A 15,716-nucleotide genomic window follows, 5' to 3' on the forward strand; every position below is an offset into this window, starting at 1 on the left:
GGAACTCCTTCTAGTCGTTTAATCCCAGTGCTTCCGTCGCTACGCGCACCGGGTCGGGAGAGTCGGCGTCAATCCACACAATCCGCTTATCGCGCCGGAACCAGGAACGTTGCCGCCGAGCATAGCGACGGGTGCCGGTAATGGTGCGATCCACGGCTTCCTCGTACGTCAGCTCGCCGGCGAAATAGTCCAACACCTGCGCGTACCCGATAGCCTGGCCGGCGGTGGACTCGCGGACCAGGCCTTCGTCGACCAAAGCCCGAACCTCGTCCACGAGTCCCTGGTCGAACATCTGGCGAACCCGCAGCTCGATGCGCGGGTTGAGCCATTCGGCGGGAGCGTTCAGCCCCAACAGGCGCATGTTCCACCGTGGTATGGAGTCCTTCGGGGGCTGCGAGGCCGCGAAGGGCTTGCCCGTCAGTTCAATCACTTCGAGGGCGCGGACGGTGCGGCGGGGATCGTTGTCCTCGATGATCCGGGCGGCCTCGGGGTCGATCGTCGCCAGGTGCTGGTGCATGGCAGCCACGCCGCGTTCGTCGAGTTGGCGCTGCCACTTTGCGCGCACGGCCGGATCAGTCGGCGGGAAGTCCCACTCGTCGACCAGCGCCTGGACGTACATCATGGAACCGCCGACGATGATGGGCACCTTGCCGCGGGAAAAAATTTTCACCACGGTCTCGATCGCCCCATCGCGGTACTCCGCCACGCTGGCTGGCTTGGTGACCGGCCAGATATCCAGTTGGTGATGCGGGATGCCCTCCCTTTCGGATTCCGGAACTTTGGCCGTGCCGATATCCATGCCGCGGTACAGCTGCATAGAGTCGATATTGACGATTTCCCCGTCCAGCTGCTTGGCCAACGCCAAGGAGATTGCCGTCTTGCCGGACGCAGTGGGGCCAACGACGGCAATGGGGCGCGGACGGGTGGAGGAATTCATAGGAAACCAGTGTAGCCGCCCCAGTGCACCGCCCAAGATCCCCCACCAAGGTGCTGGCTGGTGTAATAATGACCTCATTGCCTGTGAAGGCGATTGGAACGTTTTGGTTTTAGGTAGGAGTATCCCCAATGACTGATCCCACGAATTCTCGTCCGGTTCCCAAGCCCGGTCCAAAGCCCGGCCCGAAGCCGGGACCCAAGGTGGCTCAGCCCGGGAGTGTCTCTATTCCCAAGAACGACCCCGCGCGGTTCGGCCGTGTAGATGACCAAGGCGTGGCCTGGGTGAGGACACCCGAGGGCGAGCGCCAGGTCGGCGAGTTTAAGGCCGGCACCCCGGAGGAGGGGCTGCAGCACTTCGGTGCGCGCTACGACGATCTGTGCACCGAGGTTCAGATGCTCGAGGCCCGCCTGACTAACAACCCGGAGCAGGCCCCGACCATTCGTCACGATGCCCAGGCACTGCTGGATTCGCTGAGCACCGCGGCGGTGATCGGCGATATCCCGGCGCTCGAGGCGCGACTGGAAAAAATTTCTCAGCGCACCCAGACCGCCGAACAGGAGGTCGCGGAGGCCAAGAAACAGCGCCGGGCGTCCGCTCTGGAGAGCAAGGAGGAGCTGCTGGCGGAGGTCGAGTCGATCGCTGCGGCAGACCCCTCTACAGTGAATTGGAAGCGCTCCGGCGAGCGCATCCGCACCATCGTCGAACAGTGGCGCGCCATCAAGGGCGTGGATCGTGCAAAGGACGACGAGCTGTGGAAGCGTTTCTCCTCTGCCCGCTCCGAGTTCAACCGCAAGCGCCAGGCACACTTCGATGAACTCGACCGCAATCGCGAGCGCGCGCGACTAAGGAAGGAAGACCTTATCGCGGAGGCCGAGGCTCTGCAGGATTCCACGGATTGGGGTGCCACCAGCGCCAAGTACCGCGACCTGATGAGCCAGTGGAAGGCAGCCGGCCGCGCCCCTCGCAACGTGGACGACCAGCTGTGGGAACGCTTCCGCAAGGCACAGGACGTATTCTTCGCCGCGCGCAAGGCCACCAACGCGGAAAAGGACAAGGAGTTCGAGGCGAATGCGGAGGCCAAGCAGGCTCTGATCGACGAGTACTCCCCCAAGGTCGATCCGCAGGCCCACGGCGTGGACAAGGCCCGCAAGGTGCTTCACGAGCTACAGGAAAAGTGGGAGCAGATCGGCTTCGTCCCCCGTGGCCGAGTCCGCGAATTTGAGGACAAGATCAAGGCCATCGAGTCCCGCGTTGAGGAAGCTGCCGATGCCGAGTGGCGCCGCACCGACCCGGAGGCTCAGGCACGTGTCGCCCAGTTCCAGGCCAAGGTTGACCAGTTCACCCGCGAAGCCGAGTCGGCGGAGAAGGCCGGCAACGCCTCCAAGGCAGAGAAGCTGCGCGCACAGGCCGCCCAGTGGCAGGAATGGGCAGATGCCGCTGCGGCGGCGCTAGAAAGCTAGCTCTCGGAATCCTGCTCGGAATCCTGCTCGGCTTTCTGCTCCGCCTTGCGCTGGCGCCGAGCCTTCGCGCGGGCACGCCGGTCATCGACGATCTCGGCTACCTCGCATTCCTCAATGCCCGTGCGTAGGCGCTGCTGCGCCAGACGGGATTCCTCGTCCCGGTGCGCTTCCTCGCGCCGCGCGGCCGCCAGGGCTCGCTGCAGCGGGTTCTTCTGGAACACCACGGCCGACATGGCGATAAACAGCACCGTCAACCCAAGCAGGCTGAAGACCAGCGGGATCGCCGGCCCGTCGCCCGTGAGTGTCGGCGGGCGGGTCTGCCGCATCCACACGGCAAACACGTTGTACCACCAGGCCACGCCCGCAAAAGCCCAGGTCACCCAGGCCACCATCCAGGACTTGGACACGATGGTGCCAATCGTCAGCAAGATAGCAGTCAGTCGGAGCCAGGAAAAGATCATCTCCGGCCTCGTCGTATCGTTGTTCTGCGCCACCGGCGTATCGAAGAGCACGTCGAAGCCGCGCACGTCGCCCGCGTGCGGCAGGAAAATAGTGATCAGCGGAACCAGCAACCCGAAGGCCAGCAGAGGCATGTAGCGCCCCAGCACCACCTGGCGCGCGACCTTGCGCTCGGCACCACCGAGGTCGTCCCGGTACTTCGCTAGCCGGTCCACCTGATCTGCACTGTTGTCTGTTTTTTCCTTACTCACAGCGTCTTCTTTACTCACAGCCACATCCTCCCGTGCTGCATCCGCCCGCCGTGGTCGGCTCGGGCTTCTTCATGCTGGGCATTCCGAGCCCGACGCCCACAGGCGCCGTCGTCGGAGTCTCCCCCAGCTCTGTCATGTCCCCAGCCCGGGTGCGCCTGTGGCTCGCAACTCCGCCGTCGGCGATGAGGAAGTGTGGCGCGGCGTCAGTAATAACGACCTCCACGACATCACCTGCGCGGATATCGCCCTCCGGCGTGAAGTGCACGAGGCGCCCGTCGCGGGCACGACCGGAGCGGCGCTGGGTGCGGTCGTTTTTGCGGCCATCCGCCTGCACCAGCAGCTCCTGGGAAGTGCCGATGAGCTTGCGGTTCTCCTCCTCGCTGATGCGCTCCTGCAGCGCCAGCAGGCGCTCGTAGCGATCCTGCACCACAGCCTTCGGCACCTGGTTTTCCATCTCCGCAGCGGGAGTACCAGGGCGCGGCGAGTATTGGAAGGTGTAGGCGCTAGAGAACCGGGCCTTCTCTACGACGTCCATGGTCGCTTGGAAGTCCTCCTCCGTCTCGCCCGGGAAGCCGACGATGATGTCCGTGGTGATCGCCGCGTGCGGGATGCGCTCGCGCACCTTGTCGAGGATCGCCAGGAACTTCTTGGAGCGGTAGGAACGCTTCATGTCCTTCAGCACCTTGTCCGAGCCGGACTGCAGTGGCATATGCAGCTGCGGGCAGACTGCGGGGGTTTCGGCCATCGCGTCGATTACGTCGTCGGTGAACTCGGCCGGGTGGGGGCTGGTGAAGCGCAGGCGTTCCAGGCCTTCGATCTCGCCGCAGGCGCCCAGCAGCTTGGAAAATGCCGTGCGGTCGCGCTCCAGGGTCTCGTCGGCGAAGTTCACGCCGTAGGCGTTGACGTTCTGACCCAGCAGCGTCACCTCGCTCACGCCCTGTGCCACCAGCGCCTTGACCTCGGCCAGGATCTCGCCGGGGCGGCGGTCTTGTTCTTTGCCGCGCAGCGCCGGCACGATGCAGAAGGTGCACGTGTTGTTGCAGCCGACGGAGACGGACACCCAGCCGGCGTACGCGGATTCGCGCTTGGCTGGCAGCACGGAGGGGAACTCCTCCAGCGAGTCGAAGATCTCCACCTCTGCCTTGTGGTTGTGCGCGGAACGCTCCAACAGCGTTGGCAGCGACCCTAGGTTGTGCGTGCCGAACACCACGTCGACCCATGGTGCTTTGTCCACCACGGTCTGCTTGTCCTTCTGCGCCATGCAGCCACCGACAGCGATCTGCATGCCGGGGTGTTCGTCCTTGATGGCCTTCATCTGGCCGAGGGTGCCGTACAGGCGCTTATCTGCGTTTTCCCGTACCGCGCAGGTGTTGAAAACCACCACGTCCGGGGTTGCGCCCTCATCTACGGGGACGTATCCGGAGTCTTCGAGCAGCCCGGACAGTCGCTCGGAATCGTGGACGTTCATCTGGCAGCCGAAGGTGCGCACCTCGTAAGTACGCGCGGCACCGCTGGTCTCGCCCGTTTGCGTCTGAATCGTCTGTGTCACGTGGATTACCCTACCCCTTCCGTTGCTGCGTTTACGAAAGCGCGGTTGTTACCTAGTGACGCCCGCTACAGCTCCTCTAGTCGCGCGTCCAGCGCGCGGCGCGCGTGGCGCAGCGCTACGCCCTCCGGGAACCCGCGACGGGCGGCAACGCCCACCACACGTCGCAGAGCCTTGTCGTATTCTTTGCGATCGGCGGGTCGGGTCTTGATACTGGCTGCCTTCTTGGTCACAAGATCGTCGAGGATCCGTTCCTGGGACTCATCATCGACCTGCGCCAAGGCACCGTCGATCAGCGGGGAGGTGATCCCCTTCTGCTGCAGTTCGCGGCGCAATACAGCGACGGATTTCTTTTGGTTCTTTTCCCGCTGGCGCACCCATTCGTTGGCAAACTCGGCATCGTCCAACATTCCATTGGCTATGCAGCGGTTCAGAACCTCTTCCACGCCCTCCGGTTCACAGTCGGCCTCCAGCAGTCTGCGGCGCAGCTCCTCGGTGGATCGGGCACGGTGGTTGATCAGCCGCACCGCTTTGGCCTTAATCGGCGCGAGCCTCTCCTCCTGCGCCGTATCCACCAATCCCCCACCCTCACCGGGCGAGTAGTTGGCAATGGCCTGCCGGAGTGCCTCTATCGTTCCTTCGCGATCCCTATTCTTCACTGTCATCGTCGAAGTTCGGGCTCAGCTCAATGGGCTTATCCTCGTCCACTTGCCCCTCGGTGGCATCGTCAGCCTGCTCGTCCTTCATCTTGGCGTAGGGGCCGATCTTCAGCTCGCGGGCAATGCGATCCTCCAGTTCCGCGGAAAGATCCGGGTTGTTCTTGAGGAACTCGCGGGCCTTCTCCTTGCCCTGCCCCAGTTGGTCGCCGTCGTAGGTAAACCAGGAGCCAGACTTCTTGATCAGGCCGGTCTCCACACCCAGGTCAATGATGGAACCCTCGCGCGAAATGCCCTCGCCGTAGAGGATGTCGAACTCTGCGATCTTGAACGGCGGGGAAACCTTGTTCTTCACAACCTTGATACGGGTGCGGTTACCCACCACGTCCTGGCCGTCCTTCAGCGCCTGGATACGGCGAATATCGCAACGAACCGAAGCGTAGAACTTCAGCGCCTTACCGCCCGTCGTCGTCTCTGGCGAGCCAAACATCACGCCGATCTTCTCGCGCAGCTGGTTAATGAAGATGGCGGTGGTGCCCGTCTGGTACAGCGCACCGGTCATCTTGCGCAGCGCCTGGCTCATCAGACGCGCCTGCAGACCAACGTGGGAGTCGCCCATGTCGCCATCGATCTCCGCCTTGGGGGTCAGCGCCGCCACGGAGTCCACCACAATGATGTCGATGGCTCCAGAACGGATCAGCATGTCCGCGATCTCCAACGCCTGCTCGCCCGTATCCGGCTGAGAAACCAGTAGCGCATCCGTATCCACGCCCAGCGCGCGGGCGTACTCCGGATCCAGCGCATGCTCGGCATCCACGAAGGCCGCAATACCGCCGTCCCGCTGCGCCTCCGCAATCGCGTGCAGCGCCACGGTGGTCTTACCGGAAGACTCCGGCCCGTAGATCTCCACCACACGACCGCGCGGAAAACCGCCGATGCCCAGCGCTGCGTTAATGGCGATATTGCCGGTGGAAATCGCCTGGATCGGCGGGCGGGTATCGTCGCCGAGGCGCATGATGGCACCCTTGCCAAAGTCCTTCTCGATCTGCGCCATAGCAAGCTCTAGAGCCTTGGAACGATCCTTTCCCGCCGCGGCGGCGGTCTGCTTCTTCTTCGGTGGCATAGAGTTGCTGCTCCTTACTTCTGCGTCGGCACCTGGTGTTGCCGTGCCCTGCTTATCTAACGTGCCTATATTCGTCATCTTTTTCGCACCCCCCGATCCCTTAGACCGAGGGCACCGCGAAAAGGTTCATTGACAGTTGTACTCGACCGCGCGGACAACCATGGCACCGACACACACCCTACACGAACCTTTGTTCGATTGTTTAACTGAATTCCTCAATCGCGCACAAGATGGGCGTCCATAAAGAAAGAACGGAGAGAACTAGATATCCTCGCCTAAGCGGCGCTCCTCCGGCACATCAAAGTCATCACACAGCGCCAGCCACACATCGCGCGGATCATACCCCTGTTCGATTAGCGCCGCGGGCGTGTCCCCCAAGGAACTCAGCACGTGGGTGTCCGCAATCCACGCGCGGAAACCATCGCCAAATTCACCTTCGGTTAGTCGATCAAACTCTGTCCTGCGCATGGTTTCCCAATCTACACCCCACCTCCGACCCAACCCCTCCTTGAACACTGTTCAAGTTCTACGGCGAATTGGTTTATCATTCTATTTATGTCAACCACAGAAACTACAAAGTTCAAAGCGGTGGACCTCGCGTACATCGCCGTTTTTGCAGCTCTCATCATCGTCCTCGGCGGCGTACAGTTCCCCGTCGGCGTTTCCGGAGTGCCCATCGTTCTCCAAAACATGGGCATCCTCCTAGCCTCCCTCATACTTGGCTTCTGGCGCGGCGGACTGGCCACTACCCTGTTCATTGCCGTAGGCTTCGTCGGCGTGCCCAACATGGCCGGTTGGAAGCCCGCCGCCGCAGCCGTAGCCGGCCCCACCGTGGGCTACATCGTCGGCTACGTCATCGCCGCCTTCGTCATCGGCCTCATCGCCCAGTACGCCCCACGCAACCTCAACGCCCGCGCCGCCGTGTTCTTCCTGGCAGGCATTGTCGGCGTGATCATCCAATACCTCTGCGGCACCGTTGGCCTGATGGTGCGCCTGGACTACAGCCTGGGCACTGCACTGGCCACCAACACGCCGTTCATCCCGGGCGACCTCATCAAGATCGTCCTCGCCGTCGCCATTGCCCTTGCCGTCACAAAGGCCGTTCCCGACCTGCTCCCCACGCTTCGCAAGCCCCAGAACGCCGACTCCCCCAAGGCCTAGAATGCCCGTCATCGAGTTCGACAATGTGGGCGTCACCTTCCCCAGCGCCGCAGGCCAACGCACCGTGCTCCACGACATCAACCTGACCTTGAGCGAACGGCGCATCGGCATCATCGGCTCTAACGGCTCCGGCAAATCCACCCTGGCGCGCCTCATCAACGGCCTTGCCGAACCAACGCGCGGCCAGGTGCGCGTCGCGGGCCTCGACGTGACCAAGCACGGTCGCCAGGTGCGCAAGCAGGGGGGGTTTATTTTTAGTGACGCCGACAACCAAATCATCATGCCCACTGTCGCCGAAGACGTCGCGTTTTCCTTAAAAGGAACCACCAAGAAAGGCCCCGAGCGGCGGGAGAAGGTACAACGCGCGCTACAGAACATGGGCCTGGAGCACCTGGCGGATGCCTCCCCGCACTTCCTCTCCGGTGGCGAAAAGCAACTGCTAGCACTTGCTTCAGTCTTGGTTGCCGAGCCGGACCTAGTAATTGCCGACGAGCCGACTACCCTGCTGGATCTGGGAAACCGGCGGATGATCGCCCGCACCCTGGCGGAACTGCCGCAGCAACTGATCGTGGTCTCCCACGACCTAGAACTCCTAGAGGACATGGACCGGGTGCTGTGGGTCAGCGACGGCCAGATTCACGACGACGGACCGGCGGAGTGCGTGATCAACGACTACGTTGACAGCTACCGGAGTTAGGGAGGCTCACGAATGAAGCAACCCCTGCACGTACATGTGCCGCTGTCCGTGTTTCACCCCGGGACCTCGGTATTCCACCGGGCACCAGCGGGCCTAAAAATTTTTTTACTGCTGGTTTTCCTCGTCGGCACTGCCCTGTGGGCCAAGGTTCCGTGGCAGGCCGGAGTGGTCGTCGGGTTCACGGCGATCTGCTACCTGGCCGCGCGGATTCCCGTCCGCCTAACGCTGCAGCAGCTGCTGCCTCCTACCGTGTTGCTGGCCGCTTTTGCTGGATTGCTGTGGTGGCAGCGCGACCTGCCGACTGCCTTGACTTACTTCGGGGTGATCCTGTCGGCGGTCGCGATGGCCAGCCTACTCACACTGACCACGACAGTCGTGGCCTTGATGGACGCCGTAGAGGCCGGACTGCGGCCGCTCGGCAGGATCGGCTTGCCCGTGGAGACCATCAGCCTGCTCCTTGCGCTGACCATTCGCCTGATTCCGCTGACCGCGCTGACGGTGAACGAGGTGCTGGACGCAAGAAAAGCACGGGGCGCATCGCGCTCCGTGCTTGCGTTCGGCGTGCCGGTTATTGTCCGTAGCCTGCTGCGCGCCCGCCACCTGGGCGAGGCGCTGAAATCCCGCGGAGTCGGAAACTAGTTCTCGTTGCGCAGCTGACGCATGCGCTCGGCGACTGCATCCTGGCCGACATTACCGGCCTGCGGCTTCGCCTGCTCAATGGCCTCCTGCTGCTGGCCACCGGCAAGCTGGCTGTTGCCGCTGTTCATCTCCGCACGGATCTGTTCCAGGCGGGAGTGCCCCGCCATCTGAATGCCGGCGCGCTCGACCTCTGCCATGCGTCCCTGGACGGAGTTCTGTGCCAGCTCAGACTGGCCGAGTGCGTTGGCGTAGCGGCGCTCGATCTTCTCGCGCACCTGGTCCAGGTTCGGAGAACCGTTAGCAGTCACAGCATCCATGGACTGCAGGGATTCGGCGACCTTCTCCTGCATCTTCGCCTGCTCCAGCTGGCTCAGCAGCTTGGTGCGCTCGGCAGCCTTCTGCTGCAGCTGCATGGAGTTGCGCTCCACCGCCTGCTTGGCCTGTGCTGCCTGCTGCAGGGCCTGGTCGTGCAGGCTCTTCATGTCCTCCACGGACTGCTCGGCGGTCACCAGCTGTGCGGCGAAGGCCTCCGCGGCGTTCTCGTATTCCATCGCCTTCTGCTGGTCGCCCGCAGCGCGCGCCTTATCCGCCAGGTTAAGCGCCTGCTTGGTGTTGGCCTGCAGCTTCTCTACGTCTTCCAGCTGGCGGTTCAGCTTCATCTCCAGCTGACGCTGGTTGCCAATCACCGCTGCGGCCTGCTGAGACAGAGCCTGGTGCTGCTTCTGCGCTTCCGCGATGGCCTGCTCGATCTGAATCTTCGGATCAGCGTTCTCTTCGATCTTGTTGTCGAAGAGCGCCATCAGGTACTTCCACGCCTTCACAAACGGATTGGCCATGCGCTAATACTCCTTTAATGCGGCCCCGAGAACCGGGTTAAAAAATTTTTTCTACGCGAATGATTCTATCAATATTCAGCTGTGCTGCGCCCCTTCACGCCCCCTTCACAGCCCCCTCCGCAGCACTTATGCGCGAGCCCTGTCCCCCGCGGTCGCAGCCATGTTCGCTGCCAGCTCTGCAGCCGCCGCATCCAGAGCCATCATCGACGCAGCTTCCAGAATCACCGAGGCGACAGATACCGCCATCGCGTGACACACGCTAGCCAACAGCTCAGAGGAAACCTCCTTGCGACCCCGCTCGAGCTCCGAGAGGTACCCCGGGCTGACGTTCGCCAAAGACGCAAGCTGGCGCAGCGTAAAGCCGTTGTTTGTGCGGTATTCCTTCAGCGTGGCTCCCAGAGCCTCCCGCAGAAGTGGCTCGTCCGCCGGCATCCGCTCACTCGGACGCTCTACTGCAACCGTATCCATGACCATAGTATTGTGACTCATCAATCATCCCAACGTTCCAGGCGGCGAATTTGTTCCCGCCAGTCTACGCGCTAGCCAGTTCCAGCGCGCACTTTACGCTGAACTGGCGAATTTCCGCCCGCAGCTGGGCGGAATCTAACCCGTCGAACTCGCCGCTGTCGCGCCTGCGGGCAAACTCCTCATAAAGGTTTTCCACTCTTATGGCACCCGTGCCGTCACACACCGCAACGAAAACCTCGCCCACCGGATGCCCGTCCTGCGGATCTGGCCCCGCCACGCCCGTCAGTGCTATGCCGACATCGGCGCCGCAGGCCCTCGCCGCACCAGCTGCCATCTCTGCCGCTGTCTCCGCCGCCACCGGCCCGTGCGCGCGCAGAATCTCCTGACTGACCCCTGCCAGGTTGTGCTTGAGCTCTGTTGCATAGGTAATGACGCCGCCGCGGAGAACCGCCGAAGCCCCAGGCACTTCTGCAATTGTGGCCGCACACAGACCTGCGGTAAGGGATTCCGCCGTCGCCACGGTCAGACCCCTCCGGGTGAACTCCCGTACCAAGCGTTCGGCGGCGGGGTGAGCGGACACTTAGGCGTTTTCCTTGCGGGAATCCACAATGTACTGCACGCCCGTGACGACGGTCTGTACGACGGCCACGCCCATTACGATCATGGCGATGGTCCGCACGACCCCACCGAAAGGCAGTATGTAGAGGAACACCGCCAGGGTCTGCAGCACGGTCTTTAGCTTTCCGCCCTTGGATGCCGGCACCACATTACCTTGGCGCGCCAGCACCATGCGCCAGACGGTGATCCCCAGCTCGCGCACAACGACGATGGCAGTGACCCACCACGGTAGCTCGCCGAGGATATTCAGGCTTACGAAGGCGGAGATCATCAGCGCCTTGTCCGCGATGGGATCAGCCAGCTTGCCGAAGTCGGTGATGACCTCATAGCGGCGCGCTAGGTAGCCGTCCAGCTGGTCGGTGAACATCAACAGGCTAAACGCCAGCAGAGCCCACCAACGGTGCGCCCGGTCGGTATCGGCCCCGGCCACATCCCAGTCCCCGGAGGTCAGGATCAGCCAGAGGAACACCGGGATCAAGGCGATGCGAATGCACGTGAGTACATTCGGCAGGCTCACGTTGTGGACGAACCTGCCAAACGACGATCGCGGTGTTGAAGTGTTCACGAGTATCTATCCTAGCGCGGAGCTCTGTTCGTTTTCGGCCCGCTTCTTTTTGCCCACTGTCAAGCTCAAAACCGTCGTGACAACGAGGATGCCAACGATCGTCAACAGGGAAAACTCCACGGAAATTTCAGGCACCGACAGCCCCTGACCACCGTTGATGAACGGCAGGTTGTTTTCATGCAGAGCGTGCAGGATCAGCTTCACACCGATAAACGCCAGGATGAGGAACAGTCCGTAAGACAGGTAGACCAGACGATCCAGCAGGCCATCCAACAGGAAGTAGAGCTGCCGCAGTCCCAACAGTGCCAGGGCGTTGGTCGTAAACACAATGTATGGTTCGCTGGTAATGCCGTAGATGGCAGGGATGGAATCCAAGGCGAAGAGCACGTCGACGAAGCCGATGGCCACCAGGGCGATGAAAAGTGGCGTCAAAACCTTCTTGCCATTTTCCTTAAACCACAAACGGTCCGACTCGTAGTGATCCGAGACATGAATAAACTTGCGCACTGCTTTGATGACCATCATGTCCTGCGGGTCCTGCTCCTCCTGGCCGGAGATCTCGTCCCACAGAAGCTTCGCGGCGGTCCACAGCAGGAACAGGCCGAACAGGTAGAACACATCGGACCAGGCCTCAATGATGGCCGCGCCTAGGGCGATGAACACGCCACGCAGGATTAGCGCCAGCGCGATACCGATCAATAGCGCCTTTTGCTGGTACTTGCGTGGGACCTTAAAGGAGCTCAGGATCAGCGCGAAAACGAATAGATTGTCTACGCTCAAGGCCTTTTCGGTGATATAGCCGGCGAAGAACTCCATGCCGTGCTGGTGCGGGTTCCCCGGCTCACCCCAGGTCAGCCACAGGAAACCACCGAAGAGGCAGGCAAGAGCCACGTAGAACAGCGACCACAGCGCCGACTCCTTCATCGACGGCTCGTGAGGAGTCTTGACGTGGCTGTAAAAATCGAAGACAAAGAATCCGGCGACCACGACGATGGTGATCACCCAGGTTAAGGCATTAACTTCCATGTAAACCTCCGGTCGTAGAAATGCGTCACTTGTAAGACCGGAGGTCTCCCCTGCCCGTTCCAAAAACAGTCACGGGCCGACATGACCGGGAGGTTCACGGGCTATCCGCACCTGCCGTGTTGACGATCAATGTCGAGGCGCCAAAAAATTTTTGGCGTTAGGGTACTCCCCTCCAACTGGTGCTCACTCTACACGCCCTGGGCGCGGGCTTGGGGAGGCGGGGGCGGATAGAGGCACCTACACTGCCCCGCTCGGCGGATTGGCCGAGACTACACGGGTGGTCTCGGAGTCTTCCTCCGCTACCTCCTTGGGCGCGTCCTCCGGGTTAGCGCCCTTGATCATCCAGAGCATCGTCTCCAGCTCTTCCGGCTTGACCAGCACCTCGCGCGCCTTCGACCCCTCGGACGGACCAACCACGCCGCGGGTTTCCATGAGGTCCATAAGTCGGCCGGCCTTGGCAAAACCGATGCGCAGCTTGCGCTGCAGCATGGAAGTCGATCCGAACTGGCTAGTCACGACCAGCTCGACTGCCTGCAGCAGATCCTCCAGGTCATCGCCGATGTCCGGATCGATATCCTTCTTCGCCTCAGCGGCCTTGTCCTCGGTCACGCCTTCGGTGTAGTCGGGTTCTGCCTGATCCTTCGCAGCCTCGACGACCGCGCTGATCTCCTCGTCCGTCACGAAGGCACCCTGGATACGCTGCGGCTTGCCAGCACCCTGCGGGATGAACAGGCCGTCGCCCATGCCGATCAGCTTCTCCGCGCCACCCTGGTCCAGGATCACGCGGGAGTCCGTCGACGAACTGGTGGCGAAGGCCAGTCGCGAAGGCACGTTCGTCTTGATCAGGCCGGTGACTACGTCTACCGACGGGCGCTGTGTCGCCAGCACCAGGTGGATGCCGGCGGCACGGGCCTTCTGGGTGATACGCACGATCGAGTCCTCGATCTCGCGCGGGGCAGTCATCATCAGGTCGGCCAGCTCGTCGACCACACAGACGATGTACGGGTACGGGCGGTATTCGCGCTCGGAGCCCAGCGGTGTGGTGATTTCACCCGACTTCACCTTGCGGTTGAAGTCCTTGATGTGGCGCACGCGGCTGGCCTTCATGTCCATGTACCGCTGTTCCATCTCTTCCACCAGCCAGGTCAGCGCCGCGGCGGCCTTCTTCGGCTGCGTAATAATCGGCGTGATGAGGTGCGGGATGCCCTCGTAGGGGGTCAGCTCCACCATCTTCGGGTCGACCAGGATCAGGCGCACGTCGTCGGGGGTTGCACGGGTCAACAGGGAAACCAGCATCGAGTTAACGAATGCCGACTTACCGGAGCCCGTCGAACCTGCCACCAACAGGTGCGGCATCTTCTGGATCGAGTGAGCCACAAAGTCGCCTTCGATATCCTTGCCCAGTCCGATAACCATGGGATCGTGGTCGGCCCGCACCTTCGGAGCCTCCAGCACATCGGCCAGACGCACCATTTCGCGGTCCGTGTTGGGAACTTCGATGCCTACGGCGGACTTGCCGGGGATCGGGGTCAGCAGACGCACGTTATCGGTAGCCACCGCGTAGGCCAGGTTGGACTGCAGGTTGGTGATCTTCGATACCTTCACGCCAGGCCCCAGTTCGACCTCGTAGCGGGTCACTGTCGGTCCGCGGCTAAAGCCCGTCACCTGTGCGTCGACGTTGAATTCCGCGAACACATCCGTGATCGCTTCGATCATCCGGTCGTTCGTCTCGCTACGGGTCTTCGGTGTGTCGCCCTTGATTAGCAATTCGGTTGACGGCAACGCGTAATCGCTGTCGCTGCCACTGTCGTTGTTGCTGTTTTTGTTCTGGACGCCCCGTCCCGCAGGCTCAGCCTCTTCCAATTCCGACTTGGGGGTCGAAGCTGGAATCTTGGCGGCATCAATTCCGGAGCGAGCGACGATGGCATTGCGTACCGAATCGCGCGAGTCGGCCACGGGATCCCGGCGGGCGGGCTTGGCCGGTGCGTCGAGATCCAACTCTGCATCCAGATCGTCGTCTTCCAACAGATCCGCAACGTCATCGACCTGGGGCTCAGGCTTGGCTACAGGCTTAGGCGCCGGCTTTGCCTTCGGTCGGCGGCGCGGCTGGCGCTTCGGCTGCTCCAGGTCGTCCAGCACCAGAGTTTCGTTCTGGTCCGCGTCAGCGTCGGCCTCCACGGGGTAGTTATCCATCGGCGTGCGGTAGTTCGCGCGAGCCGCGCGAGTGATCTCGCGGTCGACATGGCCATATTGATCGTCGTCGATACCCTCGGCATCCTCATCGTAGGCGTCATAAGCGGTGCCACCACGGCCACCTCCCACGCCGAGGAAGTCCACGGCGAGGTTGTAAATCTGCTTGACCGTCAGCCCCGTCAGCTGCAGGGCTCCATAGACGATCGCCAGCAGCAGGAGTGGTACAGCCAGGTAGGAGCTAAAGCCCACGGCCATCGGCGTGCCGATCGCCTGGCCGACGAGTCCGCCAGCGCTAGATTTACCGCCACTGGTCGTCGGCTGTCCGGCAAATATGTGGATCAACCCCAGCATGGAAAGCACGATCAACGCAGAGCCGAGCCACAGGCGGAGCGTGGAGCGCTGGGTGCGCTCGATGCCCACCATCAGCACCCAGGCGGCAAACGCCATAGCAACCGGTACCACGTAGCCGCCGGCGCCGATGATCCAGGTGAGAATGCCGGCGATCGCGTTGCCCACTGCTCCGCCCACGCCGAACCACAACGTTCCGGCCAGAATCAGGGCAACGGCGAACACGCCGATCGCTGCGCCATCGTAGGATCCACCGATGCGCGTTGGATAGCCCTCGGTGTCCCGGGAATCATCGGCGTTGAAGTCGGCGTCAAAACCATCGTCTTCGGTATCCGGGGTCCAGTTGTCGCTTGCTCGAGAACCGCGACGCTTGTCAACCTTCTTAACTTGACTTGTGCGCGATCCTCGCTGGTTACCCCGTTTGGAGATCACCTGCGTCTCCGCCTCCTCTACAACGTCTAGATCTTCATCGTCAAAAGTGTCAAAGTCGCTACCTCGGCCATGGGAGGCTAGGCGGCGGGTAAGGCCACCAATCCCCCGTGCGGCACCGCTGAACGCAGATCCTAGAGAGTGACCGACCACTCCGAAGGCACTGCCGGTCCTTTCGAAGCCCTCGTCCCCGGAATAGCCGGAGTAGCCAGAGCTAGAGCGGCCGACGTGGGCGTCCCGGTTGCGGGGCGCCGAGCTGCGTGAACGACTTGTGACAGACATGGTCACCACTCTAGTCGCAGCA

16 protein-coding genes are annotated in these 15,716 nt (G+C 62.3%); 4 read left to right on the forward strand and 12 right to left on the reverse strand.

The window, feature by feature from the left end; translation table 11 throughout:
- Positions 1–10: 10 nt before the first annotated feature.
- Positions 11–937 (reverse strand): tRNA (adenosine(37)-N6)-dimethylallyltransferase MiaA, encoded by a 927-nt coding sequence (gene miaA / locus HMPREF2678_RS06610; RefSeq protein ID WP_070551469.1) that lies wholly within the window; start codon positions 935–937, stop codon positions 11–13.
- Positions 938–1,065: 128 nt separating this feature from the next.
- Here miaA and HMPREF2678_RS06615 point away from each other — a divergent pair, with 128 nt between their 5' ends.
- The gene (locus tag HMPREF2678_RS06615) at positions 1,066–2,397 is read left to right on the forward strand and encodes a DUF349 domain-containing protein (protein ID WP_070551473.1); all 1,332 of its coding nucleotides are present in this window, start codon (positions 1,066–1,068) and stop codon (positions 2,395–2,397) included.
- Here the strand turns inward: HMPREF2678_RS06615 and HMPREF2678_RS06620 are convergent.
- The 5 genes from HMPREF2678_RS06620 to HMPREF2678_RS06640 all read right to left on the reverse strand — a co-directional run bounded on the left by HMPREF2678_RS06620 (position 2,394) and on the right by HMPREF2678_RS06640 (position 6,900).
- Positions 2,394–3,125, reverse strand: a complete 732-nt coding sequence (locus HMPREF2678_RS06620; RefSeq protein ID WP_070551477.1) for an Rv2732c family membrane protein — start codon at positions 3,123–3,125, stop codon at positions 2,394–2,396. The genes HMPREF2678_RS06615 and HMPREF2678_RS06620 overlap by 4 nt on opposite strands.
- On the reverse strand, positions 3,118–4,656 hold the full coding sequence (gene miaB, locus HMPREF2678_RS06625; protein ID WP_070551480.1) for a tRNA (N6-isopentenyl adenosine(37)-C2)-methylthiotransferase MiaB: 1,539 nt from the start codon (positions 4,654–4,656) through the stop codon (positions 3,118–3,120). The genes HMPREF2678_RS06620 and miaB overlap by 8 nt, the downstream gene beginning before the upstream one ends.
- Before the next feature lie 65 nt (positions 4,657–4,721).
- Positions 4,722–5,318, reverse strand: coding sequence for a recombination regulator RecX (gene recX / locus HMPREF2678_RS06630; protein ID WP_070551483.1), 597 nt, complete (start codon positions 5,316–5,318; stop codon positions 4,722–4,724).
- Entirely contained in the window at positions 5,302–6,432 is a 1,131-nt protein-coding gene (gene recA / locus HMPREF2678_RS06635) for a recombinase RecA (protein ID WP_034970647.1), read from the reverse strand. The genes recX and recA overlap by 17 nt, the downstream gene beginning before the upstream one ends.
- A 261-nt stretch (positions 6,433–6,693) precedes the next feature.
- A complete protein-coding gene (locus tag HMPREF2678_RS06640; RefSeq protein WP_034970741.1) occupies positions 6,694–6,900 on the reverse strand; it encodes a DUF3046 domain-containing protein in 207 nt (68 codons plus the stop codon).
- An 87-nt stretch (positions 6,901–6,987) separates the two neighbouring features.
- On the opposite strand from HMPREF2678_RS06640, the gene HMPREF2678_RS06645 reads away from it, so the two are divergent.
- The 3 genes from HMPREF2678_RS06645 to HMPREF2678_RS06655 are packed head-to-tail and all read left to right on the forward strand — an operon-like array spanning position 6,988 to position 8,929.
- Positions 6,988–7,593: a biotin transporter BioY gene (locus HMPREF2678_RS06645; RefSeq protein WP_192816780.1), complete on the forward strand. Its 606-nt coding sequence runs from the start codon at positions 6,988–6,990 to the stop codon at positions 7,591–7,593.
- 1 nt (position 7,594) lies between these two features.
- On the forward strand, positions 7,595–8,290 hold the full coding sequence (locus HMPREF2678_RS06650; RefSeq protein ID WP_070551486.1) for an energy-coupling factor ABC transporter ATP-binding protein: 696 nt from the start codon (positions 7,595–7,597) through the stop codon (positions 8,288–8,290).
- Positions 8,291–8,302: 12 nt separating this feature from the next.
- Positions 8,303–8,929 (forward strand): energy-coupling factor transporter transmembrane component T family protein, encoded by a 627-nt coding sequence (locus tag HMPREF2678_RS06655; RefSeq protein WP_070551488.1) that lies wholly within the window; start codon positions 8,303–8,305, stop codon positions 8,927–8,929.
- Here HMPREF2678_RS06655 and HMPREF2678_RS06660 read toward each other — a convergent pair.
- The 6 genes from HMPREF2678_RS06660 to HMPREF2678_RS06685 form a co-directional block, all read right to left on the reverse strand.
- On the reverse strand, positions 8,926–9,765 hold the full coding sequence (locus tag HMPREF2678_RS06660; protein ID WP_034970639.1) for a PspA/IM30 family protein: 840 nt from the start codon (positions 9,763–9,765) through the stop codon (positions 8,926–8,928). The genes HMPREF2678_RS06655 and HMPREF2678_RS06660 overlap by 4 nt on opposite strands.
- 126 nt (positions 9,766–9,891) lie before the next feature.
- Positions 9,892–10,239: a helix-turn-helix domain-containing protein gene (locus HMPREF2678_RS06665; protein WP_034970740.1), complete on the reverse strand. Its 348-nt coding sequence runs from the start codon at positions 10,237–10,239 to the stop codon at positions 9,892–9,894.
- A gap of 58 nt (positions 10,240–10,297) precedes the next feature.
- Positions 10,298–10,813 (reverse strand): CinA family protein, encoded by a 516-nt coding sequence (locus HMPREF2678_RS06670; protein WP_043012546.1) that lies wholly within the window; start codon positions 10,811–10,813, stop codon positions 10,298–10,300.
- Positions 10,814–11,416, reverse strand: a complete 603-nt coding sequence (pgsA, locus tag HMPREF2678_RS06675; protein WP_043012547.1) for a CDP-diacylglycerol--glycerol-3-phosphate 3-phosphatidyltransferase — start codon at positions 11,414–11,416, stop codon at positions 10,814–10,816.
- Between the two features lie 6 nt (positions 11,417–11,422).
- The gene (locus HMPREF2678_RS06680; protein ID WP_070551491.1) at positions 11,423–12,442 is read right to left on the reverse strand and encodes a TerC family protein; all 1,020 of its coding nucleotides are present in this window, start codon (positions 12,440–12,442) and stop codon (positions 11,423–11,425) included.
- 237 nt (positions 12,443–12,679) lie between these two features.
- Positions 12,680–15,694 (reverse strand): FtsK/SpoIIIE family DNA translocase, encoded by a 3,015-nt coding sequence (locus HMPREF2678_RS06685; protein WP_070551494.1) that lies wholly within the window; start codon positions 15,692–15,694, stop codon positions 12,680–12,682.
- Between the last annotated feature and the right edge of the window lie 22 nt (positions 15,695–15,716).

This window comes from Corynebacterium sp. HMSC058E07, assembly GCF_001809885.1.
Lineage (GTDB): Bacteria > Actinomycetota > Actinomycetes > Mycobacteriales > Mycobacteriaceae > Corynebacterium > Corynebacterium macclintockiae.

Excerpts from the sequence above, each read along its gene's own strand:
- HMPREF2678_RS06665 (WP_034970740.1), bottom strand. The coding sequence starts at position 10,239 with ATGGTCATGGATACGGTTGCAGTAGAGCGTCCGAGTGAGCGGATGCCG.
- HMPREF2678_RS06655 (WP_070551488.1), top strand. The coding sequence starts at position 8,303 with ATGAAGCAACCCCTGCACGTACATGTGCCGCTGTCCGTGTTTCACCCC.
- HMPREF2678_RS06680 (WP_070551491.1), bottom strand. The coding sequence starts at position 12,442 with ATGGAAGTTAATGCCTTAACCTGGGTGATCACCATCGTCGTGGTCGCC.
- HMPREF2678_RS06660 (WP_034970639.1), bottom strand. The coding sequence starts at position 9,765 with ATGGCCAATCCGTTTGTGAAGGCGTGGAAGTACCTGATGGCGCTCTTC.
- HMPREF2678_RS06650 (WP_070551486.1), top strand. The coding sequence starts at position 7,595 with ATGCCCGTCATCGAGTTCGACAATGTGGGCGTCACCTTCCCCAGCGCC.
- miaA (WP_070551469.1), bottom strand. The coding sequence starts at position 937 with ATGAATTCCTCCACCCGTCCGCGCCCCATTGCCGTCGTTGGCCCCACT.
- recA (WP_034970647.1), bottom strand. The coding sequence starts at position 6,432 with ATGCCACCGAAGAAGAAGCAGACCGCCGCCGCGGCGGGAAAGGATCGT.
- recX (WP_070551483.1), bottom strand. The coding sequence starts at position 5,318 with ATGACAGTGAAGAATAGGGATCGCGAAGGAACGATAGAGGCACTCCGG.
- HMPREF2678_RS06685 (WP_070551494.1), bottom strand. The coding sequence starts at position 15,694 with ATGTCTGTCACAAGTCGTTCACGCAGCTCGGCGCCCCGCAACCGGGAC.
- HMPREF2678_RS06615 (WP_070551473.1), top strand. The coding sequence starts at position 1,066 with ATGACTGATCCCACGAATTCTCGTCCGGTTCCCAAGCCCGGTCCAAAG.
- HMPREF2678_RS06645 (WP_192816780.1), top strand. The coding sequence starts at position 6,988 with ATGTCAACCACAGAAACTACAAAGTTCAAAGCGGTGGACCTCGCGTAC.
- HMPREF2678_RS06640 (WP_034970741.1), bottom strand. The coding sequence starts at position 6,900 with ATGCGCAGGACAGAGTTTGATCGACTAACCGAAGGTGAATTTGGCGAT.